Annotated in this window: 20 protein-coding genes; 10 read left to right on the plus strand and 10 right to left on the minus strand. The window is 59.3% G+C overall.

The window, feature by feature from the left end; all coding sequences use genetic code 11:
- The first annotated feature begins 40 nt into the window (after window positions 1-40).
- A complete protein-coding gene (locus tag ACR3E4_RS03120; RefSeq protein ID WP_480533883.1) occupies window positions 41-1,846 on the plus strand; it encodes an autotransporter assembly complex protein TamA in 1,806 nt (601 codons plus the stop codon).
- Window positions 1,846-5,928: a translocation/assembly module TamB domain-containing protein gene (locus tag ACR3E4_RS03125; protein WP_480533885.1), complete on the plus strand. Its 4,083-nt coding sequence runs from the start codon at window positions 1,846-1,848 to the stop codon at window positions 5,926-5,928. Before ACR3E4_RS03120 ends, ACR3E4_RS03125 begins: the two co-directional genes overlap by 1 nt.
- Window positions 5,929-6,407: 479 nt before the next feature.
- Here the strand turns inward: ACR3E4_RS03125 and ACR3E4_RS03130 are convergent, their stop codons facing one another.
- The 4 genes from ACR3E4_RS03130 to ACR3E4_RS03145 form a co-directional block, all read right to left on the minus strand.
- The gene (locus tag ACR3E4_RS03130; RefSeq protein ID WP_480533888.1) at window positions 6,408-7,286 is read right to left on the minus strand and encodes a LytR/AlgR family response regulator transcription factor; all 879 of its coding nucleotides are present in this window, start codon (window positions 7,284-7,286) and stop codon (window positions 6,408-6,410) included.
- A gap of 312 nt (window positions 7,287-7,598) precedes the next feature.
- Window positions 7,599-10,385, minus strand: coding sequence for a formate dehydrogenase subunit alpha (gene fdhF, locus ACR3E4_RS03135; protein WP_480533890.1), 2,787 nt, complete (start codon window positions 10,383-10,385; stop codon window positions 7,599-7,601).
- Between the two features lie 13 nt (window positions 10,386-10,398).
- Window positions 10,399-12,102 (minus strand): NAD(P)H-dependent oxidoreductase subunit E, encoded by a 1,704-nt coding sequence (locus tag ACR3E4_RS03140; protein ID WP_480533892.1) that lies wholly within the window; start codon window positions 12,100-12,102, stop codon window positions 10,399-10,401.
- Window positions 12,103-12,187: 85 nt separating this feature from the next.
- Window positions 12,188-13,069 (minus strand): LysR family transcriptional regulator, encoded by an 882-nt coding sequence (locus ACR3E4_RS03145; protein ID WP_480533894.1) that lies wholly within the window; start codon window positions 13,067-13,069, stop codon window positions 12,188-12,190.
- Between the two features lie 218 nt (window positions 13,070-13,287).
- Between ACR3E4_RS03145 and ACR3E4_RS03150 the strand changes: the two genes are divergently transcribed.
- Entirely contained in the window at window positions 13,288-13,680 is a 393-nt protein-coding gene (locus ACR3E4_RS03150) for a GFA family protein (protein ID WP_480533896.1), read from the plus strand.
- A 78-nt stretch (window positions 13,681-13,758) separates the two neighbouring features.
- On the opposite strand, the gene ychF is transcribed toward ACR3E4_RS03150, so the two are convergent.
- Complete coding sequence (gene ychF / locus ACR3E4_RS03155) at window positions 13,759-14,856, minus strand: redox-regulated ATPase YchF (RefSeq protein ID WP_480533898.1); 1,098 nt, start codon at window positions 14,854-14,856, stop codon at window positions 13,759-13,761.
- Between the two features lie 202 nt (window positions 14,857-15,058).
- Here ychF and ACR3E4_RS03160 point away from each other — a divergent pair, with 202 nt between their 5' ends.
- The 7 genes from ACR3E4_RS03160 (at window position 15,059) to ACR3E4_RS03190 (ending at window position 21,092) form a co-directional block, all read left to right on the plus strand.
- The gene (locus tag ACR3E4_RS03160; RefSeq protein WP_480533900.1) at window positions 15,059-15,544 is read left to right on the plus strand and encodes an acyloxyacyl hydrolase; all 486 of its coding nucleotides are present in this window, start codon (window positions 15,059-15,061) and stop codon (window positions 15,542-15,544) included.
- 69 nt (window positions 15,545-15,613) lie between these two features.
- The gene (trpA, locus tag ACR3E4_RS03165) at window positions 15,614-16,405 is read left to right on the plus strand and encodes a tryptophan synthase subunit alpha (protein WP_480533901.1); all 792 of its coding nucleotides are present in this window, start codon (window positions 15,614-15,616) and stop codon (window positions 16,403-16,405) included.
- 175 nt (window positions 16,406-16,580) lie between these two features.
- Window positions 16,581-17,747 (plus strand): alpha-hydroxy acid oxidase, encoded by a 1,167-nt coding sequence (locus ACR3E4_RS03170; RefSeq protein WP_480533903.1) that lies wholly within the window; start codon window positions 16,581-16,583, stop codon window positions 17,745-17,747.
- A gap of 256 nt (window positions 17,748-18,003) precedes the next feature.
- Window positions 18,004-18,657 carry a 50S ribosomal protein L25/general stress protein Ctc gene (locus tag ACR3E4_RS03175; RefSeq protein WP_480533905.1) on the plus strand — a complete coding sequence of 218 codons (654 nt, stop codon included), beginning with the start codon at window positions 18,004-18,006 and terminating at the stop codon, window positions 18,655-18,657.
- Window positions 18,658-18,787: 130 nt separating this feature from the next.
- Window positions 18,788-19,471 carry an aminoacyl-tRNA hydrolase gene (pth, locus tag ACR3E4_RS03180; RefSeq protein ID WP_480533907.1) on the plus strand — a complete coding sequence of 228 codons (684 nt, stop codon included), beginning with the start codon at window positions 18,788-18,790 and terminating at the stop codon, window positions 19,469-19,471.
- Window positions 19,472-19,544: 73 nt separating this feature from the next.
- Window positions 19,545-20,708: a serine hydrolase domain-containing protein gene (locus ACR3E4_RS03185; protein ID WP_480533909.1), complete on the plus strand. Its 1,164-nt coding sequence runs from the start codon at window positions 19,545-19,547 to the stop codon at window positions 20,706-20,708.
- A gap of 9 nt (window positions 20,709-20,717) precedes the next feature.
- On the plus strand, window positions 20,718-21,092 hold the full coding sequence (locus tag ACR3E4_RS03190; protein WP_480533911.1) for a DUF2237 family protein: 375 nt from the start codon (window positions 20,718-20,720) through the stop codon (window positions 21,090-21,092).
- Here the strand turns inward: ACR3E4_RS03190 and ACR3E4_RS03195 are convergent.
- The 5 genes from ACR3E4_RS03195 to ihfB form a co-directional block, all read right to left on the minus strand.
- Complete coding sequence (locus ACR3E4_RS03195; RefSeq protein ID WP_480533913.1) at window positions 21,089-21,718, minus strand: class I SAM-dependent methyltransferase; 630 nt, start codon at window positions 21,716-21,718, stop codon at window positions 21,089-21,091. The genes ACR3E4_RS03190 and ACR3E4_RS03195 overlap by 4 nt on opposite strands.
- Window positions 21,719-21,762: 44 nt before the next feature.
- Window positions 21,763-23,010, minus strand: coding sequence for a tryptophan synthase subunit beta (trpB, locus tag ACR3E4_RS03200; protein WP_480533915.1), 1,248 nt, complete (start codon window positions 23,008-23,010; stop codon window positions 21,763-21,765).
- An 89-nt stretch (window positions 23,011-23,099) separates the two neighbouring features.
- A complete protein-coding gene (locus tag ACR3E4_RS03205; RefSeq protein WP_480533917.1) occupies window positions 23,100-23,744 on the minus strand; it encodes a phosphoribosylanthranilate isomerase in 645 nt (214 codons plus the stop codon).
- A gap of 9 nt (window positions 23,745-23,753) precedes the next feature.
- Entirely contained in the window at window positions 23,754-24,104 is a 351-nt protein-coding gene (locus ACR3E4_RS03210; RefSeq protein WP_480471878.1) for a LapA family protein, read from the minus strand.
- 6 nt (window positions 24,105-24,110) lie between these two features.
- Window positions 24,111-24,395, minus strand: coding sequence for an integration host factor subunit beta (ihfB, locus tag ACR3E4_RS03215; protein ID WP_050603110.1), 285 nt, complete (start codon window positions 24,393-24,395; stop codon window positions 24,111-24,113).
- Between the last annotated feature and the right edge of the window lie 178 nt (window positions 24,396-24,573).

Consider the following 24,573-nt stretch of genomic DNA (forward strand, 5'->3'; position numbering starts at 1 on the left):
GGCCATAGCGATTTCGACTTGGGGCAGTTGGAGCCAAAGAATGACAGGGAGCGGACCGCGCGGCGTTCTGAGAAGCTGGCTTTTTGGCACACTTGCGGCCTTGACCCCCACTCTTTCCGTTGCGCTTGAAACCACCCTGACCGCACCGGGGGCGTCAAAAGACATCATTGACCGGCTGGAAGAGACCTCCTCTGTCTTCAACGCGGATACGCGAGGTCTGGATACCTCGCTCGAAATCCTCTCAGCGGCTTTGTCGGATTACCGCACCATCGTGCAGATCATGTATGATGAAGGGTATTTCAGCCCCGTGGTCAGCATCAAGCTGGATGGACAGGAAGCGGCCAATATCAACTCGCTGAACGTTCCCGCACAATTTGGCCGCGCGGTGGTGTCGGTGCAGACCGGACCGAAGTTCAGGTTTGGCACCGCGGTCGTGCAGCCCGTGGCTCCTGACACCGTGCTGCCCGAAGAGTTTGCAACCGGCAAACTGGCTACCACCGGCGCAATTCAGCGGGCGACGTCAGCGGGCGTGCAAGGCTGGCGCGATGCGGGCCATGCCAAGGCCGAAGTTGCGGATCAGAAGGTGATTGCCCGGCACGCGCAGGCCCGACTGGATGCAACGATTGATCTGGAACCCGGGCCGCGGTTGACCTTCGGCAAGATGATCATTCAGGGCGACACCAATGTCCGGCACAGGTCGATCGAAAAGATCGCCGGCTTCCCGTCGGGTGAGGTTTATTCGCCCCAACAGGTGCAGAAGGTGGGAACCCGTTTGCGGCGGACGGGGACGTTCAGCGTGGTCTCGCTGAAGGAACATGATACGCCAAACCCTGATGGCACCCTGGACTTTGACGCCACGTTCGAGGACCTGCCGCCGCGTCGCCTGACTTTCGGGGCCGAGATCGCCTCGCGCGATGGGGTCGACGTGACGGCGACCTGGACCCACCGCAACGTGTTCCGCCGGGCCGAGCGTTTGCGGTTCGAGGCCGCCATCCGCAATATCGGCGGGGCCGAGGATATCGACGGACGAATTGGCCTGCGCCTGGATCAGCCCGACCGTCTGGGACCTGATGACAACACCTTTTGGAGCGCTTTGCTCGAACGGCGCAATACCGAGAACTACAATGTCTCGGTCGCCTCTGTGGCCTATGGTGCGCGGCGCACCTTCTCGGACCGGCTCTATGCCGAGGCTTCGGCCGGTTTTCAGTGGTCGGATGCGGATGACGCCTATGGCGATGGCCGCAAGTTCCGGTATTTCATCCTCCCCTTCCGGTCGGAATGGGATGAGCGCGACAGCAAAGTCAGCGCCACACGCGGCTATTATCTGGATTCGCAGGTGATGCCGTTCGCTGGTTTCTCCGAGACCGAATCCGGACTGCGCCTGTTCTTCGACGGGCGCGCCTATAATGATCTTGGAACGAACGGGCGTCTGGTTCTGGCCGGGCGCGTACAGTTGGGTTCGGTTCTTGGACCGTCAGCGGACAGCGTGACCCCGGATTTCCTGTTCTTCTCGGGCGGTGCGGGCACGGTGCGCGGGCAGCCGTTTGAAAGCCTTGGCATTCCCATCGGAAACGAGGTTGCGGGTGGCAAGTCTTTCCTTGGGCTGTCGGCCGAGGTTCGCGGGAGGGTCACGGACGCGATCTCACTGGTCGGGTTTTATGACTATGGCGTTGTCGACACCTCATCCTTTGTGGGCAACGGGTCGCAAGAGCACTCTGGCGCCGGGATCGGGATCCGCTATGATCTGGGTGGCTTTGGCCCCCTGCGTCTTGACCTTGCGGTGCCGGTTCAGGGCGATACCGGCGCTGGTTTGCAGTTCTATCTTGGGATCGGACAGGCCTTTTGATGCGTCGTGTGACATATCCTCTGCTGCTGAGCTCGGTGGCAATCACCGCGCCTTTTCCCGTGGCCGCTCAGGACGAGGGCGGCAGCATGATCGAGCGTTTCCTGCAGGATACCCTGTCGGGCGACGATCAGAATGTCCGTGTGATCGGGCTGGAAGGCGCGCTGAGTTCCCGCGCCACGATTAAGGAGATTACTGTCGCCGATGACGAAGGCGTTTGGCTGACCATCAAAGGTGCCGAGCTCGACTGGAACAGGCTGGCCTTGTTGCGCGGCCGTTTCTCGGTCAACGCGCTGACGGCGCAGGAAATCGAGGTCGCGCGGGCGCCCGGAACCACAACCAAAGACGCGCCGCCACCCTCTGCCGAGACGCAACCGTTCCAGTTGCCCGAATTGCCTGTTGCAATCGAGATCGGAGAGCTGCGTGTTGACGACCTGTCGCTGGGCGAACCGCTGATCGGCGTCGCCGCTGATTTGCAAGTGAACGGCAACCTCTCGCTGGCCGATGGCACGCTGGATACGACGCTGGATATCGACCGGCTTGACCGCGCGGGTGACACCATCGACCTGACGGCGGGGTTCGACAATTCAAGCCGCCAGATCGATCTGGACCTGACCGTTGCCGAGGCCTCGGGCGGGCTGATCGCAACCGCTTTGGGCGTACCTGATACACCACCTATTGAGCTGACTGCCAAAGGGACAGGCCCCGTCAGTGACTTCACTGCGGATATCGGCCTCAGCAGTGATCAGCAGGTACGTGTTACCGGGCAGGTCCGGCTACGCAGCGCAGAAGAAGGCGGTACGGCGGCAGATGGCATCGCTTTTACCGCCGATCTGGGTGGCGACCTGACTCCGTTTCTGGCCGACGAGATGGACACGTTCTTTGGCACCGACACCAAACTGTTCGTGGACGGGCGCACCCATCCGGACGGCGCGCTGGATATTCCGAATATCGAAATCACCTCCGAGGCTTTGGCGCTGGAAAGCCAGCTGAACCTTGGTCCGGGCGGCACGCTGAAACTGGCCGCGCTGCAAGGCCGGATCACGCCCCCCGAAGGCGACAGTGTCGTATTGCCGATCAGCGGCGGAGATACGTCGATCGGGGCGGCGCAAATCTCGGCCTTGTTCAACGCCGAGAATGGCAATCTTTGGGACCTGAGCCTGACAGCGGACGCTGTATCGACGCCCAATCTGAAACTGAAAGATGCCTGGATCACTGGCCAGGGCACGCTGGATCAAACCGATGGGCTGGCGGTTCAAGGCGATCTGCAGGCCGTTCTGGACGGGATCGACCTGACCGACCCGGCGCTGAACACGGCCGTCGGCGATCAGATCACGCTGGACGGTCAGTTTGATTATGGCAGCGATCAGTCGCTGCAGCTTTCGGGGTTCGAACTGATCGGCAGCGACTATACCCTCGGCGCGGATGCGGTGATCAGCGGGCTGGCGACCGGGTTGCAGGTGGATGGCGAGGCCAGTTTGCAGGCCAGTGATTTGTCACGCTTTTCCGATCTGGCGCAACTACAGCTGGGCGGCGAGGCTTCGATCCGCGTGCAGGGCAATGGCTCACCACTTGAGCGCAGCTTTGACGGCAAGGTGATTGTCAGCGGGCGCGACCTGTCGACCGGGCGTGACGATATCGATCCGGTGATCAAGGGCGAAACCGAGATCACGCTGGATGCCAAACGCGGGTCTGAAGGCGTTACCATCCGTGACTTCTCGATCACCAGCGAGGCCGTGACCGCGCAGGCCGGCGGTACGATCACCACTCCGGATGGCAATATATCCATCGACGGTCAGGCCAGCGTGAACGCCACCGATCTTTCGGTCTTCTCAAGCCTCGCCAAGCGCGATCTGGCCGGTGCGGTTCAGGCACGGCTGGATGGCAAAGGCACTGTACAGACGCTGGAATTCGATGGTCAGGCCAGTGTGATCGGCACCAACATCCAGACGGGGATGAGCGATATCGATCCGCTGCTGACCGGTCGCACCACGATCAGCTTTGATGGCGCACGCACGGGCGAACAGATCGTCATCCGCGACGCCAAGGTGAACGGCAAGGCCATGACTGCGCAGGTTGCTGCTACGATTGACGACCCGACGGGAACCCTCGCCGTAGACGGGTCAGCCAAGGTGAATGTGCCTGATCTATCGCTGTTTTCAGGTCTCGCTGGTCGTGAATTGGCGGGTTCAGTCAATGCCGACGTCACCGGAAAGGGCGCGGAAGGCTCCAGAACCTTTGATGTGAAGGGCACTGTCACCGCAGACGATATCGCCACCGGAATAGACCTGGTTGACGGCCTTGTTCAGGGACGCACCACGCTGAACGTGGATGCGGTGAATGACGATCAGGGGCTGAACATCCGCACCTTCCGCCTGAACGGAACGGCGCTGACCGCCAACGCTTCGGGTCAGTTGGATCGCGAAGCTGGCGGACTGAGTTTTGCTGCGGCGCTGGACGATATGAACCGGCTCTCGCCTACTCTATCCGGCCCGCTGCGCCTTGAGGGGAATGTGGCCCCGACCTCCTCGGGGCTGGAAGGAACAGCGCGGCTGCTGGGTCCCGAAAGCTCTTACGCCAGCCTGTCGGGTACCGTTGACACCAATGGCGCGGCCGATCTGGATTTTGACGCCCGCCTTAACCGGATCGAACGTTTCGCCCCCGATTTCCCCGGCACCGTCTCCGCCACGGGCACGGCACAGCGTGATGCGGGTAAATGGACGATCAATGCCAAGGCCGAGGGTCCGGCGCAAATCAACAGCACCGTCGCAGGCACGTTTGATGAGACCAGCGGCACCACCGATCTGAAGATGAACGGCGGCGTCAATATCGGCATCGCCAATGCCTTTATCTCGCCCAACAGCCTGCAGGGCACGGCCCGGTTCGACCTGGCCCTGAAAGGCGCGCCAACGCTCGGCGCGCTCAGCGGGACGATCACGACCTCGGGCACGTCAATGGCGCTGCCGGAAGTGGGTCAGACAATCACCGGTATCGGCGGCTCGGTCACGCTTGCGCAAAGTCGTGCGACAATTGACCTGCAAGGCGGCGTTCGTGCCGGCGGGGGCTTTACGGTCAAAGGCCCTGTCGACCTGACGCCACCGTTCAATGCGCAGATCACCACCGCGCTCAACAATCTGGTTCTCACTGATAGGCTGCTTTACGAGACCATTTTGAACGGCCAGATCGCGATGACAGGCGCTCTGGCGGGCAACAGCTCAGTTGCAGGGCAGATCAATTTCGGTGAAACCAATATCAACCTTGCCGCTGCCTCGGGCGCGGTTGGAGCCGCGCCGATCCCGACAATCGAGCATGTGAACGAAAGCTCAGCCGGCTTCCTCACTCGCGAGCGGGCCAATCTGGTGAAAAGCGATGAAGGCGCAAAAAGCAATTCTCGGATCGCGCTGGATATAAGTCTGCTGGCCCCCAAGGCGGTCTTTGTGCGGGGCCGTGGTGTCAATGCGGAACTGGGCGGTCGCATCCAGATCGGCGGTACCACGACCGCTCTGGTCCCCTCGGGCCAGATCGAACTGATCCGCGGCAATTTCGATATTCTGGGCCGCCGTCTGGCGCTGACCAAAGGGATCGTCACGCTACAGGGCGACTTGACGCCCTATATCGAGTTCGAATCTTCAACCAGCACCTCGGACGGCACAGCGACCATCGAAATCGCAGGCCCGCTGGATTCACCTGAGATCGATGTGTTCTCGGACCCGGAACGCCCCACCGAAGAGGCGCTGGCGATGCTGCTGTTCGGAAACCGGTTCTCTGAACTTTCGCCGTTCGTGATCGCGCAGATGGCGGCGTCTTTGGCGCAACTCAGCGGCGCGGGCGGAGATGCCACGAAAGGCGTTCGCGAGGCCACCGGCGTGGATACGATCGATATCGGCGCCAGCGAAGGCGGTGCCGGTCGCCTTGGCGCGGGTGCCTATCTCAGCGACAACCTCTATACCGACTTCACCGTCAACACCGAGGGCGACACCGAGGTCAATCTGAACCTGGATGTCACCGACAATTTCACCGTCCGGGGCACGGTTGACGGGCGGGGTGAGACCGGTCTGGGCGTGTTTTTCGAGCGCGACTACTGATTTCATCAACGATCATTTGTGCGGCACGGTTGGGTCAATCGCCTGTTGACCCCAAAAATACATTATATAAAACAATATGTTGCAACTGAACTTCGTGAAATAGAATGGACAACCATTCGTGACTCACGAATTGCACGCACCGTTCATGGTGTATTTTCGACGGTTCGTTCCATCGCTGTTGCTGGCCCGGATTGGGTGGGGCAGAACAAGGTCAGTGCCGCGGTTGTTTGCGGTGAGTTAAAGAGTGACTGAGTTAAGAGTGCAACCTTGTGTCGAGTGGGTGATGTTCCAAACGGGGGAAACTGAAGGCCTGACGATACGTCTTTTTTAAGTACGAAGACATTTGCTTGGTTACCCCTCTGCGATCCGAGTTTTCCGTGCTTGGCTTCGCTGAGGGGTAAATACTTTGGCGACAATCGCGCGGTCTGGGTCGCCGGTTGTCTATGCGAAAGCGAGAAGTTTGTTGACCGTGAGCAGACCTAGGCGGCAGCCGCCAGATCCGTCAACCAGGCGCGCACTTCGTATTGTCGGCTGCGGGCAACGGCGATTTTGGTGCCGCATTCAAGGACCACATAGCCGGGCGCGTTCAGGCTGCTGGCAACGTCCACGCCATTGCCGGACACCCAGAAAGACCGGTGCACCTGAAGGCCACTGCCTTCGGGCAGTTGCGACAGGATGCCCTTGAAGGTCGAGCGGACCAGAACCTCCTTCTCGCCCACACGGAGCGTGACATAATGCTGGCTGGCTTGAATGTACAAGATGTCCTTCACCAGAAACGTCTGCCCATTGGCTGTGACGAGGCCAGAGGCGGCGGGTATCTCCTCAGCCTCATCCTGAACGACGGGCTTGTCTCTGGAACGGGCCAGAAAGGGCGGCAGAACCCAGGCGAAGACAATCACTTCCACCCCGACAATCAGCAGGTATTGCGGCAGAAACAAGGGCATGTAGAGGAAATGCAACGAGGTGAAGACGTTGAAGAATGCCGTCGCCGCAGTGTCAGCAAAAGCCGTGGCCGCATAGGCGATGGGCAAACAGGTGAGCGGAGCGAAAAACCGTTTGATCCCAAAAGAACGGCACACGGAGGCCTGGCACAGCACCATCAACGACGCCGCACCGAGGTAGCCGATGATGCAGAACAGCCAGTAGACGGCGCGCCCCAGCCCATCTGACGGCATGGCAAACAAGGACGGCGTCGCGCCAGTCAGCATCAGCATCAACGGCGCCAGAAACAGGAAGAAGTTTCTGGACAGGAAAAAGCTCATCAATTCCAGCGGAGTCACGGTAACCGAGACCTGCGGTAATACGAACAGCGTATATTCCGTGCGCATCAAGTGCTGATACGTGTCTTTGAGTGCCATACAACCCCTTTGTCTTCCACTGCTCTCAGGAGGCCCCGCAGGGCCGCCGCCTGATCATCCTATCGTGCCAATGGCCGCCTGCCCCGCGCGTGGCGGTTCAGCCACTGGTGCAGATCAGCGATTCACCTGTTCGGGAATCAACAATATACGGTTGATTACATGCCGTCTGCACCAGTTATGCTGCTACATTAAGCAACATAATGTGGTTTATTTTTGCAAGAACCAGTGGGATGCCAAAGATGTCAGGATGACGTCACGGAAATACAAAAGAGCGACCCCGGAAAGGATCGCTCTTTCAACTCGTGAGTGACCTTATTCCGCCGCGACGGCGTCCTGAATTTTCTCGACGCGGATCGCCGAGAATTTGAACTCAGGGATCTTGCCATAGGGGTCGATGGCCGAGTTGGTCAGGATGTTCGCCGCTGCCTCAACATAGGCAAATGGAATGAACACCATATCCTCGGCAATCGCACGGTCGGCGCGAACCATGATCTCAATCGAGCCACGACGCGTGGTGAGACGGATCATCTCACCCGGCTCAATGCCCATCAACTTCAAGGTGCGCGGGTTCATCGAGCAGTTCGCCTCGGGTTCAACCGCATCCAGAACGTTGGACCGGCGGGTCATCGACCCGGTATGCCAATGCTCCAGCTGACGGCCCGTTGTGGCGATCATCGGGTATTCGTCATCCGGGGCCTCATCCGGCGGGATGACACTGGCCGGGGTGAACCGGGCCTTGCCGTCCGCACGCGGGAAACCATCGCCGAACACGATCGCCTGACCCGGGTCTGTCTCGGACAGCGACGGATAGGTGATGGTCTCGGTCTCCAGACGCTCCCACGTGATGTTGTTGAGCGAGTTCATCGTCAACTTCATCTCGGCAAAGACCTGAGACACATCCGTGTAATCCCAGTTCAGCCCTATCCGCTGCGCCAGTTCGACTGTGATCTTCCAATCCTCGCGCGCCTCACCCGGAGGGGCCACGGCGGGACGCACCCGCTGCACCTGACGGTTGGTGTTCGACACGGTGCCGTTCTTTTCATATAGCGCCGAGGCGGGCAGGATGATGTCGGCATAGTTCGCCGTCTCGGTCAGGAAAATATCCTGCACGATCATCAGGTCCAGCTTGGCTAGTGCGTCGCGGGCGTGGTTCACATCGGGGTCAGACATGGCCGGGTTTTCACCCATGATATACATGCCCTTGATGTTGCCCTGATACGCTTGGTCGATGATCTCGGTCACAGTCAGGCCCTTCTCGTTCGAGAAGTCCTGTTCGTCGTTCCAGACGCTGTTGAACTTGGCGCGAATGCCATCGTCCATGACGGACTGGTAGTCCGGCAGGAACATCGGGATCAGGCCCGCGTCCGACGCACCCTGCACGTTGTTCTGCCCCCGCAGCGGGTGCAGACCCGCGCCGGGTTTGCCGACATTGCCGGTCATCAGCGCCAGCGAGATCAGGCAGCGCGAATTATCGGTGCCGTGGATATGCTGGCTGACGCCCATCCCCCAGAAGATCAGACCGGCCTTGGCCTGCGCAAATGTGCGTGCGACGCGGCGCAGCTGATCCGGTTCGATGCCACAGATCGGCGACATCGCCTCGGGCGTGAACTGGCGCAGATGCTCTTTCTCGGCCTCCCAGTTCTCGGTCCAGCGGTGAATGTACTGACTGTCATACAGCTCTTCCTCGACGATCACGTTCATGATCGCGTTCAGCATCGAGACATCGGCACCCGGGCGGAATTGCAGCATTTCATCCGCGAACTTGCGCATGCCGACGCCGCGTGGATCCATCACGATCAGCTTGCCGCCACGTTTGGTGAACTGCTTGAAGTATGTTGCCGCAACCGGATGGTTCTCGATCGGGTTCGAGCCGATGATGATCGCAACATCGGCGTTTTCGATCTCGTTGAAGGTCGCGGTCACCGCGCCGGAGCCAACGTTTTCGATCAGAGCCGCAACAGATGACGCGTGGCACAAACGGGTGCAATGGTCGACGTTGTTGTGGCGGAAGCCCTGTCGGATGAACTTCTGGAACAGGTACGCTTCTTCGTTGGTGCATTTGGCCGAGCCAAAGCCGGCAACCGAACGCGGGTCTTCGTCGCGCAGGGTCTTCAGCTTGGTGGCGGCCAGATCCATCGCCTCTTCCCAAGTCGCTTCGCGGAAATGGGTATCCAGATTGCCCGGATCGACGTTCAGCCCCTTTTCAGGCGCGTCCTCACGCCGGATCAGCGGCTTGGTCAAGCGGTGCGGGTGGTGAATGTAGTCGAACCCGAACCGGCCTTTGACGCACAGGCGGCCTTCGTTGGCTGGGCCGTTGATGCCCTCGATATATTTGACCTTGCCGTCCTTGACCTTCAGCGAGACCTTGCAGCCCACACCGCAGAACGGGCAGACGCTTTCGGTTTCGCTGTCATAGTCCTTGCTGTCGCCCTTTTGCTGGTCATCAAGCACCGTGGCAGGCATCAGGGCGCCGGTCGGGCAAGCCTGCACGCATTCACCACAGGCCACGCAGGTCGATGCACCCATCGGATCGTTCTGGTCGAACACCACCTGCGCAGTATGCCCGCGACCAGCCATGCCGATTACGTCATTCACCTGCACTTCGCGGCAGGCGCGGACGCAGAGGTTGCAGTTGATGCAGGCGTCCAGATTGACACGCATCGCAACGTGGCTGTCATCCAGCAGCGGGATTTTCTCGGCCTCTTTCGCCGGGAACCGGCTGTCACTGACATCGTTCAGCTTGGCCATGTCCCAGAAGTGGCTGGAGGTGTCGTGTGCTTCCTCGGGCTGATCCGCGACCAGCAGCTCCATCACCATGGCGCGCGATTTCTCGGCCCTGTCGCTGTCGGTCTTGACGACCATCCCATCGGCGGCGGGGCGGATACACGAAGCGACCAGCGTGCGCTCGCCTTCCACCTCAACCATACAGGCGCGGCAGTTGCCGTCAGGGCGATAACCCGGCTGCGGCTTGTGGCACAGGTGCGGAATTGTGAACCCCTGCCCCTTGGCGGCTTCCCAGATGGTCCAGCCTTCGGGCACGGTGACGTCTTCGCCGTTCAGGTTGAAGGTGACGGTCTTGTTTGGGCTTGCATCAAGCATGGCTCTGTCTCCCTCAGATTTCGTCAGCGAAATGTTTCATGACCAGACGGATCGGGTTCGGGGCCGCCTGCCCCAGACCGCAGATAGACGCATCGCCCATGACCTGGCACAAATCCTCCAGCAGGTCCTGATCCCATTTGTCGGCCTGCATCAGCTTCACCGCCTTTTCGCAGCCTGCACGGCAGGGCGTACACTGGCCGCAGCTTTCGTCTTCGAAAAACCGCAGCATGTTCAGCGCGGCATCACGGGCGGTGTCCTGATCGGACAGAACCACCACAGCAGCGGAGCCGATGAAGGTGCCATGCGGTTGCAATGTGTCAAAGTCCAGCGGGATATCGTCCATCGACGCGGGCAACAGACCCGACGAAGGACCACCGGGTTGATACGCCTTGAAGCTCTGGCCCTCGGCCATGCCACCGGCGGCCTCAATCACATCCAGAATGGTTGAACCCGCAGGCAGCAGGTAGACACCCGGCTTTGCAACCCGGCCCGAGACCGAATAACTGCGCAGGCCCTTGCGGCCATTCTTTTCAGTGCTGTTGAGGCATTCCGGTCCTTCACGGCAAACCTTGGTGACCCAGTACAGCGTCTCGACATTGTGTACCAAGGTCGGGCGGTTAAAGACACCAACCTGCGCCACGAACGGAGGACGGTGACGCGGCAGGCCCTTTTTGCCTTCGATCGACTCGATCATCGCGGATTCTTCGCCGCAGATATAGGCACCGGCACCCCGGCGCAGGTCGATGTAGCCTTCTTCGACGATCCCTGCCTGCTCCAACGCTGCAATCTCACGGCGCAGGATTTCCAGCACGGCCGGATATTCGTCGCGCATGTAGATAAAGCAGGTTTCCGCCTCGACCGCCCAGGCGGCGATCAGCATACCCTCAAGGAAGACATGCGGCGTGCGCTCCAGATAGTAACGGTCCTTGAACGTGCCGGGTTCGCCCTCGTCCCCATTCACGGCCAGATAGCGCGGGCCTTCGTTCATGCGAACAAAGCCCCATTTCTTGCCGGACGGGAAGCCAGCGCCGCCCAGACCGCGCAGGCCCGAGGCCAGAACGTCCTCTTGCACCTTCTCCCAATCGCCGTTGTCTCGCAGCTCTTTCAGCTTGGCGTAACCGCCATTTGCTTCGTAGGCCGCAAAGGCTTCGTAGTCAGGCAGATGCGCGTGAGTGTCGTCGGCTGCAATCGCGGCCTGCACCTTTTCAGGGGTGGCGTGGTCGATGTGATTGTGACCGATCTCAAGCACCGGAGCCGTATCGCAACGGCCCATGCAGGGCGCGCGCAGAACGCGGACCTGCGAGGCGTCCAGCCCGTCCTCAAGCGCTTTTTGCAACTGCTGGGCACCGGCCATCTCGCAGGACAGGGAATCACACACGCGGATCGTCAACGCCGGAGGAGGCGTCTCGCCCTCTTTCACCACATCGAAATGGGCGTAGAAGGTCGCGGTTTCGTAAATCTCGGCTTGACCGATCCGCATCTCAACCGCCAGCGCGGCGATATGGTCGGCGCTGATATGGCCGTGTGCGTCCTGAATCAAATGCAGGAATTCGATCAGCAGATCGCGGCGGCGCGGACGGTCGCCCAGCAGGCGATGAATCTCGGCCTGCGCCTCATCCGTGAACTGACGGCCCTTGGGCGTGTGCCGCCCCTTGCCTTTACCTGACTTCCAGACGCCCTTTGGTGCGCCTGATGGCTCGGTATCTAATGGTGCCATGATGCCCTCCGATTCAGGCTCCGTGTCTCATCAGAGTAACATATCGTCAAATCGCTTTTGGCAATCGCACGATAACGACACCTTATCACCGCAAAGACGCCACCACTGCCCGCAGCGCCTCAACCGTCGGCAGTTCCGGCTCGCGCGTCAGGGTCGCCAGACAAATTGGCTTGCTGACCACCGGGTCGACCAAAGGCAGCACCTTTGTCCCCTGCAGCTCTCCCAGTGCCCGCACCAGAACGCGTGGCACGACGGTGGCCGCAAGACCCTCGCGCGCCATCACCATCGAGGCTGTAAAGCCGCTGGTTTCAGCAACGATATCGGGATGCAGCCCCTGTTCGGCAAACACCCGATCCAGAATGCGCCGGTTCTGCATCTGCGGCTCAAGCAGGCTGAGCGGGAACTCGGCCACCTGCGCCCATGGGATCGGACCGGACTGCTCGGTCATGTGCGACGGCACCAACAGTACATAGGTTTCCTCGTACAAGGGCTGCACCTGCCGGAAATCGGTGCCGATGCTGTCGCCATAGGTCACGCCCGCATCCAGACTGCCCTCATCCAACCGATGCTGGATGGCGGTGGCCGACATGGTCTCGATCCGCGTGACTATACGCGGATGCGCCTGCCGTAATCGTTTGGTCAGCCGTCCAGTGAAAGCGATAGCGGTTGGAATGACGCCGAGGATCAGCGTCCCAGTGATCTCACCCTTGGCCGCCAGCACCTGCTGCTCCAGCGCTTTGGTGTCGTCCAGAATACGCCGCGCCCGCTGGACGATCATCTCGCCCTCTTCCGTCAGTCCCTGAAATCGGTTCGCGCGGCGCACAATCGAGACGCCCAACCGGTCTTCCAAATTTCTGATACGCATCGAGAAAGCAGGTTGGGAAATCCCGCATTCCTCGGCCGCTTTGGCAAAGTGCCGATGCCGCGCCAAGGCGCTAAGCAGTTGCAGGTCGCGGATTTCTATCATCTCAGAGCATCCAGTTCGGCAAGGTGTCCTGAACACTATCGGGTTTTCACCGACGGGGAAAAGAGCACATGTTTTGCAAGGCCCGCGACAGGTGTTTTCCAGCCCCCATTAACAATCCTCGATCCAGAAGCCGCTACTGGCACGCGGACTTATACTTTACGAGGCAAAGCTGACAAAGCCCTGCAACTGCTATAACATTCAGATCCGGAGGGTTCAGGATGACAGAACGAGTTGCAGGAGGATGCAAATGTGGATTGGTTCGCTATGCGGGCACATGCCTGGATGCACCGATGTTTCGCTGCCACTGTCGCGATTGCCAGCAAATTACGGGCTCGGGGCATTCCGAGATGGTGCCTCTGGTCCTTGAAACGTTTGAAATCGGTGGCGCCTGCAAAACCTACGAAATGCTGGGCGGGTCGGGCAATCCGACGTTCAGCGGCTTCTGTCCGAATTGTGGGTCGCCTCTTACAAGGCGCAGCAGCCTAATGAGCGACCGTATCTATGTTCACGCTGCGTCATTGGATGATCCGGGCAGATACGTGCCAGAGAAATCAATCTACAAGGATTCTGCGCAGGCTTGGGATACGGTTGCAATCGTTTCGGCGCAATAAACGTTCAGGACAGACCCTCACCAGCTTGGCACAGACAGGTCACAATCCGATGGCTTCGATGCGGACGGCTATTTAATCTCAGTTATTAAACAAGAAATGCATCACATCGCCGTCCTTGACGATGTAGCCTTTGCCTTCCGCCCGCATCTTGCCTGCTTCTTTCGCGCCCTGCTCACCGTTGGCAGCGATGTAATCGTCATAGGCGATGGTCTCGGCGCGGATGAAGCCTTTCTCGAAATCGCCGTGGATCACGCCAGCGGCCTGCGGGGCGGCGGTGCCGGTGCGGATGGTCCAGGCGCGGGCCTCTTTTGGGCCGACGGTGAAATAGGTTTCCAGTTTCAACAGGTCGTAACCGGCGCGGATCAGACGGTCGAGGCCGGGCTCTTCCAGCCCCATCTCCTCAAGGAACATCTGCGCTTCTTCGTCTTCCAGCAGGCTGATCTCTTCCTCGATCTTGGCGCTGATGATGACGTGTGAATTGCCCTGCGCGGCGGCCATCTCGGCCACGCGGGCCGAGTATTCGTTGCCTTCTGCGGCTTCTTCCTCGGACACGTTGCAGACATAAAGCACCGGTTTGGTGGTCAGCAGTTGCAGCATCTTCCATGCCTTGGCGTCTTCGTCGGACACTTCGACCAGACGAGCGGGTTTGCCGTTTTCCAGCATGGCCTGCGCTTCGGCCAGCAGGCGCTCCTGCTGCTGCGCCTCTTTGTCATTGCCCTTCAGCTTGCGCACCAGATTGGCACGGCGCTTTTCGATGCTTTCCAGATCGGCCAGCATCAGCTCGGTCTCGATGGTTTCGGCATCGGCTACGGGATCGACGCGCCCATCCACATGGGTCACGTCGCCATCTTCGAAACAGCGCAGCACATGGGCAATCGCGTCGGTTTCGCGGATATTGGCCAGAAACTGGTTGCCCAGCCCTTCACCCTTGGAAGCGCCCTTCACCAGTCCCGCAATATCGACAAAAGTCATCCGTGTCGGGATGACCTGTTTCGACGACGCAATCGCCGCCAGCTTGTCCAGCCGGTCGTCAGGAACGGCCACGTCGCCCACATTGGGTTCGATGGTGCAAAACGGGAAATTCGCCGCCTGCGCTGCGGCGGTCTTGGTCAGCGCATTGAACAGGGTCGACTTGCCAACATTCGGCAGACCCACGATTCCCATTTTAAAGCCCATTGCGGCCTCCTGCATAGCGGTTGCGCGCCGCTTCTAGGCAGGTCTGGGCCAATGCGCAAGTCGCTGCACTGGTTTGTCGGGCCGAGTCCATTCTGCCACATCACAAAAACGGGAATGGATTGTGTTCTTGCGCGCATTGAAAACGGGCACCTACAATCATCAGTAATAAATACATGAATAAACGACGGACATAGTAGTAAAAATGAAACCCCTTCTTGTTTTGGCCTTTACGCTGGCCGCCGCAGGTGCAGCACAGGCACAATCGGTTATTTTTGGAGCAGGTTACGCGGATTACTCGGCGGGTGGTGCCGATGATCAGGCGATCTTCTCTCTGGAATACCAGCACCGCCCGTTTCACGAAGCGACCCGTTTCAGTGCAACCCTGGGCGCCGCGCTGACGGTCGACACCGATGGCGACACCCATCTGGGCGCCGGACTGGTCGGGCTTTATACGCTTGGGGATCGCTGGTTTGTCGAAGGCAGCGTCATGCCGGGATATTTCAACGAGTCCAACACCGAGAACGATCTGGGCGGCAGCTTTCAGATCCGCAGTCTTCTTGGGCTTGGATACACGCTGGACAGCGGCAACAAGGTATCGGTGGCGATCACTCATATCTCGAACGCCAGCACGCAGGACGACAATCCGGGCGTGAACTCGGTCTTTCTTCGATATCACTACGCGTTCTGATCAAGCGGGATTGATTTTCGGCTAAAGTTTCTGCACATCAGGTCGAGATTTCGTGTGCAAGGACATCTGATGACCCGTATCGACGCCAAATTCGCCGCTTTGAAAGCCGAAGGGAAGAAGGCCTTTGTCTCTTATATCATGGCGGGCGATCCCGACTATGAAACCTCGCTTGAGGTGGTCAAGGGCCTGCCCGGCGCCGGAGTTGACGTGATCGAGCTAGGCCTACCCTTCACCGATCCGATGGCAGATGGCCCGACCATTCAGGCGGCGGGGCAACGCGCGCTGGATGGTGGTATGACGCTGCAACGCACGCTGGATCTGGCGCGGGCATTTCGTGAAACCGATGACACCACCCCGATCGTCCTGATGGGTTACTACAACCCGATTTACAGCCGGGGCGTCGATGCCTTTTTGGAAGACGCCAAAGCAGCGGGTATAGACGGGCTGATTGTGGTCGACCTGCCGCCCGAGGAAGATGAAGAACTGTGTCTGCCCGCGCAAGCCGCGGGTCTAAATTTCATTCGGCTGGCGACACCAACCACCGACGATAACCGCCTGCCGCGCGTTCTGCAGAACACGTCGGGCTTTGTCTATTACGTCTCGATCACCGGTATCACCGGCGCTGCCGAGGCCGAGGCGACCGATGTCGGGCCCGAGGTTTCGCGGATCAAGGCCGGGACCGATCTGCCGGTTATCGTGGGCTTTGGCATCAACACGCCCGAAAAGTCGCGCGCGATTGCCAGCGTCGCCGATGGCGCGGTAGTCGGATCCGCCATTGTCAGCCAAATCGCAGCTGGGAAATCGGTGGCTGAGGTGCTGGAGTTCGTCAAATCTCTGGCCGACGGCGCGCATTCGGTCTAATCATCTCTCTGAAATAAAAGAATGTTTCTTCAGCCCCAGCGGACATCATGTCTGCTGGGGCTTTTTGTTTTTGACCGTGGCCAACAGCGCGGCAACCAACCGCATCCATGCCATGTTGCACGGGGCAGCAAAAATTGGTAAAGAAACTTAACCAATCCTGCAAAGGCCAGATTTCATGCCCGTGATTACGAATATCGAAGATCTCAAACGTATCTACGAACGTCGCGTCCCCCGCATGTTCTATGACTATGCTGAAAGCGGCAGTTGGACCGAGCAGACCTTCCGCGAAAACAGCTCGGATTTCGAAGACATTCGGCTGCGGCAACGGGTAGCGGTGGATATGACCGGGCGCTCGACCGCTTCGCAGATGATCGGGCAGGACGTCTCGATGCCCGTTGCGCTTGCTCCGGTGGGTCTGACGGGAATGCAGCACGCCGATGGTGAGATCAAGGCAGCCAAAGCCGCCGAAGCATTTGGCGTGCCCTTCACACTGTCCACCATGTCGATCAATTCGATTGAGGATGTCGCTGAAAACACCACCGCACCGTTCTGGTTCCAGCTTTATACAATGAAGGATCAGGACTATGTCGGTCGGCTCATCCAGCGGGCGAAAGATGCGAAATGCTCGGCTCTGGTGATCACGCTTGATCTGCAAATTCTGGGCCAGCGGCACAAGGACCTGAAGAACGGCCTGTCGGCCCCGCCAAAGCTGACCCCCAAGACAATCGCCAACCTCATGACCAAGTGGGCCTGGGGTATTGAAATGCTCGGTGCCAAGCGGCGGGAGTTCGGTAATATTGTAGGTCATGTCGACAGTATCACGGACACCAGGTCACTGGGCACCTGGACGGCCGAACAATTCGATCCAAGCCTGGACTGGGGCAAGGTCGAAAAGCTGATGGAGCAATGGGGCGGCAAAGTGATCCTCAAAGGTATCCTGGATGCCGAAGACGCAAAAATGGCCGCCAAGCTGGGCGCCGATGCAATCGTGGTCTCGAATCACGGCGGGCGACAGTTGGACGGCGCGCTGAGCTCGATCCGGGTCCTGCCCGAGATCATGGACGCGGTTGGTGGTGACGTTGAGGTCCATCTGGACAGCGGCATTCGATCCGGACAAGACGTGTTGAAAGCGCTGGCGCTCGGGGCCAAGGGCACCTTCATTGGCCGCGCCTTTGTCTATGGTCTGGGCGCGATGGGCCAGAAAGGCGTGACCGCGGCGCTGGAAGTGATCCAGAAAGAGCTTGATACAACGATGGCACTCTGCGGAGAACGCAACGTGTCTGATCTGGGGCGTCACAATCTGCTGATCCCGGAGGATTTTGGCGGCCGCTGGCAGACCTGAACATCAGCCAGACGCCAGGTTGGGGGCGCTGCCCCCGCCGCCCTTCGGGCGACTCCCCCGAGATGTTTTTAGCCAGATGAAGCAAGGGATCCAGCCTTCATCTGGCCACAAATATCCCGGAGCGCGAGGCAGAGCCTCGCAAAAATCCAGTTCCCTCAAAAAGCCCTTTCCAAACTGGGTGAATCAAGCTAAGGACGCGGCTTCACGCGGGCATACAGCCTTGGAGGATGCCCGCCCTAACTTTGGAGAATTTATCATGGCTGGAGAGATTCCTGATCTCGTAGCTCTGGAACGGACGGGGACAGGCAAGGGCGCCGCTCGTCAGGCACGCCGCGACGGCATGGTTCCGGGCATTGTATTTGGTGGCGACAAAGAGCCGCTGCCGATCAACATCCCGTTCAACAAACTATTCAAGATGCTGAAAGCGGGTCGCTTCAAGTCGACTCTGTTCAACCTGCAAGTCGAAGGCCACGAAGACGTCCGCGTCATCTGCCGTGACGTTCAGCGTGACGTCGTCAAAGACCTGCCGACCCACCTGGACCTGATGCGCCTGCGCCGCACCACGAAAATCAATCTGTTCATCCCGGTTGAGTTCGTGAACGAAGAAGCAGCCCCCGGCATCAAGAAAGGCGGCGTTCTGACCGTTGTCCGCCCCGAGGTCGAGCTGGTCTGCACCGCGGGTGACATTCCTGAGAAGATCACCGTTGATCTGACCGGTCTGAACATCAACGACGTGGTCACCATTTCGTCGGTTGATCTGCCCGCAGGCACCAAGCCGACCATCGATCGTGACTTCGTGATCGCGAACATCTCGGCACCGACCGGCCTGTCGTCCAGCGACGACGAGGAAGGCGAAGAAGTGGCTGCCGATGAAGTTGAAGTCGTTGGTCAGGGCGACGCCGAAGAATAAGTCCGGGTTACATCCGGATGCTGAAACGGGGCTCTGTCAGAGCCCCGTTTTTTTGTGTGCCGGTTGGGCTGGAAACCCGGCGTCAATTCGTGTCATCACCCTATCAGGTAGGGCAGTTGAGGACAAAGCCATGAAACTGTTTGTCGGTCTGGGCAATCCGGGACAGAAATATGCCCGCAACCGGCACAATATCGGCTTTATGGCGCTTGATCAGATTGCCATGGACCATGGATTTGGCCCCTGGAAGTCCAAGTTTCAGGCCGAGCTGTCCGAAGGTCGCCTCGGGTCCGAGAAAGTGCTGTTGCTGAAGCCGCAGACCTTCATGAACCGCTCAGGCCAGTCGGTGGGCGAAGCGATGCGCTTTTACAAGCTCGACTCAACGGATGTGACCGTATTTCATGATGAGCTTGACCTGGCTCCGGGCAAGGTTCGCGTAAAAGCCGGGGGTGGCCACGCAGGCCACAACGGGCTGCGCTCGATCCATGAACATATCAGCCCTGCCTATGACCGCGTTCGCCTGGGGATCGGGCATCCGGGCCGGAAAGAAATGGTCTCACCCTATGTGCTAAGCGATTTTGCCAAGGCTGACGCAGAATGGCTGGAGGACGTTCTGCGAGGTGTCTCGGACGGTGCAAGCCATCTGGCGGCAGACGATGGAGGCAAATTCATGAACGCGGTGGCGCTGAGAACGGCCCCACCACGGTCGTCGAAGACCCCGGCCAAGGCAGACCCGACCCCCAAGCCTGAGGTCAAAACCGAGCCGGCCCCGGATGAACGTTCGCCGATGCAGAAGCTTCTGGACAAGTTCAGATAAGGCCTGCCGCGACGTTGTGATTGCGTGACGCAAATGGCCAATGTCCAATGCGGAGATCAACAGGAGGCATCGTATGAGAACTGTGCTGAAATGGCTGCTGCGTATCGTCCTGGCCCTGATCCTGGCTGCGGTCGTTGTCGGGATCTGGAAACGTGAGGAAATTCAACGCCTGATGGCGGTCAACACGCTGTTCTCGGAAGACAGGATCGTCCATAACTTCTCAAACATGAACGAGGCCTTCCTGACCGTCAATTTGCCGCGTGGCAACGGCCCGACCTGGGACCTGCCCTACGGTCCCGGCTTTGACCTGCCCAAAGGCGCGGATCAGTGGATTGAGGACCGCGCCGTGACCTCTCTGCTGGTGATGCAGGATGGTGCGATCCGGTTCGAGGAGTACTACCTGGGTACCGGTCCCGAGGACCGCAGAATCGCGTGGTCGGTTGCAAAAAGCTATTTGTCGGCTCTGTTTGGTATCCTGATGGACAAGGGAGCGATCAACTCGCTGGATGATCCGGTTGTGCAATATGCGCCCGGACTGAAGGGCAGTGCCTATGAAACCGCGACGCTCCGCAACGTGTTGAACATGACCAGCGGCGTCACCTTCGACGAAGACTATCTGGATTACAATTCGGACATCAACCGGATGGGCCGCGTTGTGGCGCTGGGGGGTGAGTTGGATGACTTCGCCGCCTCATTGCAGGACAGCTTCGCGTCACCGGGCGAGACCTGGAAATATGTCTCGATTGATACCCATGTCATCGGCATGGTTGTCCGGGGCGCAACCGGGCGCAGCATGGCGGACCTGCTGAGTGAGAAAATCATCCAGCCTTTGGGGTTGGAACGGGATGGCTATTACATCACCGACGGCGCGGGCGTGGCGTTTGTGTTGGGTGGGTTAAACTTTACCACCCGGGATTTCGCCCGGTTCGGGCAGTTGATTTTACAGAATGGTGAACGTGACGGGCAACAGGTGGTGCCGGCGCAGTGGATACGGGACTCTACCTGGCCAAGCGCCCCGACCAAGCCCGGCAAGATCGGGTACGGCTATCAGTGGTGGATACCCGCTGGCGCGCATGAGGGCGAGTTCATGGCGCGTGGCTTTTATGGCCAGTATCTCTATTTCGACCAGCCGCGCGGCGTGTTGATCGTTACAACCGGTGCTGACCGCAACTTTCGGGATGATGGCGTCAGCGCGCTGAATGTCCAAATGTTCCGCAAGATTGCGCAAAGCCTGTAAGGTGGCCTTATGCAGAAACAAGACAGTATCAACGTTCTGGGTGGCGTTCTGGCACCTTGCTCTCGCAACCCGTTGACCGGATTCTTTCGTGACGGCGCCTGTAACACATGCCCCGAGGATCAGGGCAGCCATACGGTCTGCGCCGTGATGACGGCCGAGTTTCTGGCCTATTCCAAATATGTCGGCAATGACCTCAGCACGCCGAGGCCCGAATTCGATTTCCCCGGCCTCAAACCCGGAGACAGCTGGTGTCTTTGTGCGGGCCGTTTTCTTCAGGCTTACGACGAAGGCTGCGCCCCGATGGTGCATCTTGAGGCAACACACCAAAGTGCTTTGGACATCGTCCCGCTGAAAGTTTTGAAAGCCAAACGGGTCGAAGGCTAAATCGCTCTTGCGCGATACCCTCGGAACGTGCGCGATGGTGGCCCTGTGGGAAAGCTGTGTTCGGCCAACAATTCCCAGCCCGTGCACGCCAGCATGTCCGCGACAACCTCTGGCCGATAAGTTCGGTGCCGCCACTGAAACCAGATGATTGCATTGCACCAATGCGGTTTGCTCACGACCAGCCACAATGAAGCGCCTTTGGCGGCCAGATCACGCATCCGGCGCAGGGCTTCGACCGGAGAAGGGCAATGCTCCAATACATGTGCTGCCAGGATGCAATCAAAGGGGTGCGTTGTGTTGAAATCTTCCAGCCGAGATTTCTCTGTCGCTGCAGCTATACCACGTCCGGCCAAAGCAGTTTTGGCTTGATGCAGCATTTTTTCTGACGGTTCCAGCAAAGTGACCGAACCGTCTGCCTGAACCACTGCGCGCGCCTCGGCAAAGGCACCTGTCCCACAGCCAACGTCCAGAGCGTTATGCCCATAACACGCAGGTTCAGTCGAAAGGAAACCAAGGTAAGCGTCGAAATACCCAAGCAACCGCATCTTATCAGCCCATCCGGGCGCAGCGGCGTCGTACTTCTGGTCAAGCCGATCGGGCTTGACCGAATGTGTCGGGTTACGCATGGGCGCAACCTGACACAAATCAAACGGGCCGCATAGACCCGGGGTTAGTCGGCCGAGCGGCCCTCGGTATCCGACATGTCGAAGTTCAGGTACTTCGCGACGGTCTGCACGTCTTTGTCTCCGCGTCCGCACATGTTCATGCAGATCAGGTGATCCTTGGGCAGCTCGGGCGCAATCTTCATCACATGAGCCAGCGCGTGGCAGGGCTCCAGCGCGGGAATGATGCCTTCGGTAGCGCAGCACAGCTGGAACGCCTCAAGCGCCTCTTTGTCGGTGATCGAGACATAGTTGGCGCGGCCAATGTCGTGCAGCCAGGAATGCTCGGGCCCGATGCCCGGATAATCCAGACCAGCCGAGATCGAATAGCCTTCGAGGATCTGCCCGTCATCATCCTGCAGCAGATAGGTGCGGTTGCCATGCAGCACGCCCGGACGCCCCCCGGTCAGCGAGGCGCAGTGCTCCATCTTCTCGTTCACACCTTTACCCCCGGCTTCAACGCCGATGATGTTGACGGATTTATCGTCGAGGAACGGATAGAACAGTCCCATGGCGTTCGAACCGCCGCCAATGGCGGCGATGATCGTGTCGGGCAGACGGCCCTCAGCCTTCATCATCTGTTCCTTGGCTTCCTTGCCGATGATCGACTGGAAATCGCGCACCATCGCAGGGTACGGATGCGGCCCGGCCACGGTGCCGATGCAATAGAACGTGTCGCGCACATTGGTCACCCAATCGCGCAGCGCATCGTTCATCGCGTCCTTCAATGTCCCCCGGCCCGAGGTCACCGGGATCACTTCGGCCCCCAGCAGGCGCATGCGGAACACGTTCGGCGCCTGGCGCTGTACGTCATGCGCGCCCATGTAAACGATGCACTTCAGGCCAAACTTGGCGCATACAGTGGCTGTGGCCACGCCGTGCTGCCCTGCCCCGGTTTCCGCGATGATCCGGGTCTTGCCCATACGCCGCGCCAGAATGATCTGGCCTAGCACGTTGTTGATCTTGTGCGCGCCGGTGTGGTTCAGCTCATCACGCTTGAGGTAAATCTTGGCCCCGCCCAGATGCTCGGTCAGGCGTTCAGCGAAATACAGCGGCGAGGGACGGCCCACATAGTTCGCCCACAGATCGTCCATCTCGGCCCAGAAGGTGGGGTCATCCTTGGCTTTGTCATATTCTTCTTCCAGCGACAGGATCAGCGGCATCAGCGTTTCGCTGACAAAGCGCCCGCCAAAGATGCCAAAACGGCCCTGCTCGTCCGGGCCGGACATGAAGGAATTGAAAAGATCGTTGGCCATGGAAGTCTCCCTCGTCGTACCTGACGTTCATAGGAGGTAGGCGCGGGATTTGCCATCGCAAATCGTAATCGCGCGCAGTGGCAATGAAATCAGCTGGTGGCCTTGATGAAAGCGTGGATCAGACCCGCGTCCTTGACACCCGGCGCGCTTTCGACACCGGATGAGACATCGACCTGCCGTGCCCCGGTCATACGGATGGCTTCGCCCACGTTCTCGGGGTTCAACCCACCAGCCAGCATCCAGGGCTTGCGCCAGTATTTGCGACCCGCCAGCAGACGCCAATCGAATGACAAACCATTTCCGCCCGGCAAGTCCGCGTCGCGCGGCGGTTTGGCGTCGATCAACAGCTGATCGGCCACATCCGAATACAGATCGATGGCAGCCAGATCTTCGGCCTCGGCCACGCCGATCGCCTTCATCACCGGCAGACCGAATCTATCACGTACCTGCTGCACGCGCTCGGGGCTTTCCTTGCCGTGCAGTTGCAACATATCCAGCGGCACGGTTGACAGGATTTGATCAAGCTCTTCATCGGTCGCATTCACAGTCAGCGCAACTTTGGCGATGCCCGCAGGCACCTGACATGCCAAAGCGGCAGCAGCGTCCGGGTCAAGATGTCGAGGCGATTTGGGGAAAAACACGAACCCGACATAGCCCGCCCCCGCCTCGGCAGCGGCACGCACCTGTTCAGGGGCGGTCAGACCGCAGATTTTGACACGAATATCAGTGGGCATGACGGGGCCTCAGCTTGCCTCATCCAGCAGAGCGAGGACATCGTCCTGACCTTCGTTCTGCTTCTTCTTGAGCTTCTTGACCTCGCGCTCAAGCTTGCGCACTTCGCCTGTCTTAACGGTCGCGTCCTTGCGGTGCTTATGTTCGCGCAGCCATTCCCAAAGGAAGCCGATAACCAGACCGGCGACGACACCACCCAGCACCACCAGAAACAGCGGCAGCGACGTAGTCAGGTTGAACCCCAGCAGTTCGGACAGGGCGTCCGGCATCAGTTTCAGTTCAACGATCTGTCGGTTGGCCAGCGAAACCGAGACCAGAATGATCCCCAGAGCGGCCAGAAAAGCATAACGTATATAGCGCATCATGGCTTAGGCTTTACCGTTCAAACGGTCCCTTAGCAACTTGCCCGTCTTGAAAAACGGAACACATTTTTCTTCGACCTGCACGGTCTCGCCCGTGCGAGGATTGCGACCCACGCGAGCATCGCGTTTTTTCACGGAAAACGCGCCGAAACCGCGCAGTTCCACACGGTCACCACGGGCCATGGCATCTGTCACTTCCTCAAATACGGTATTCACGATCCGCTCGACGTCGCGTTGATAGAGATGTGGGTTCTCGTCGGCAATTTTTTGGATCAGTTCTGAACGGATCATACGCAATACCCTCCCAGGCGGACGATGTGACAGGCCTATTATTCTGACAGTATAGGAAAAAACCCGGATCGGGGGAACGGATACTCTGCGGGCAAAGGCCGCATTTTGCCGTAATCTCACGCGAAATTTTGCCCGTAAGCCGGTTTTCCACACTTCATGCGCGAACGATAGCCAAATT

It is taken from the genome of Ruegeria sp. AP11, assembly GCF_056535865.1.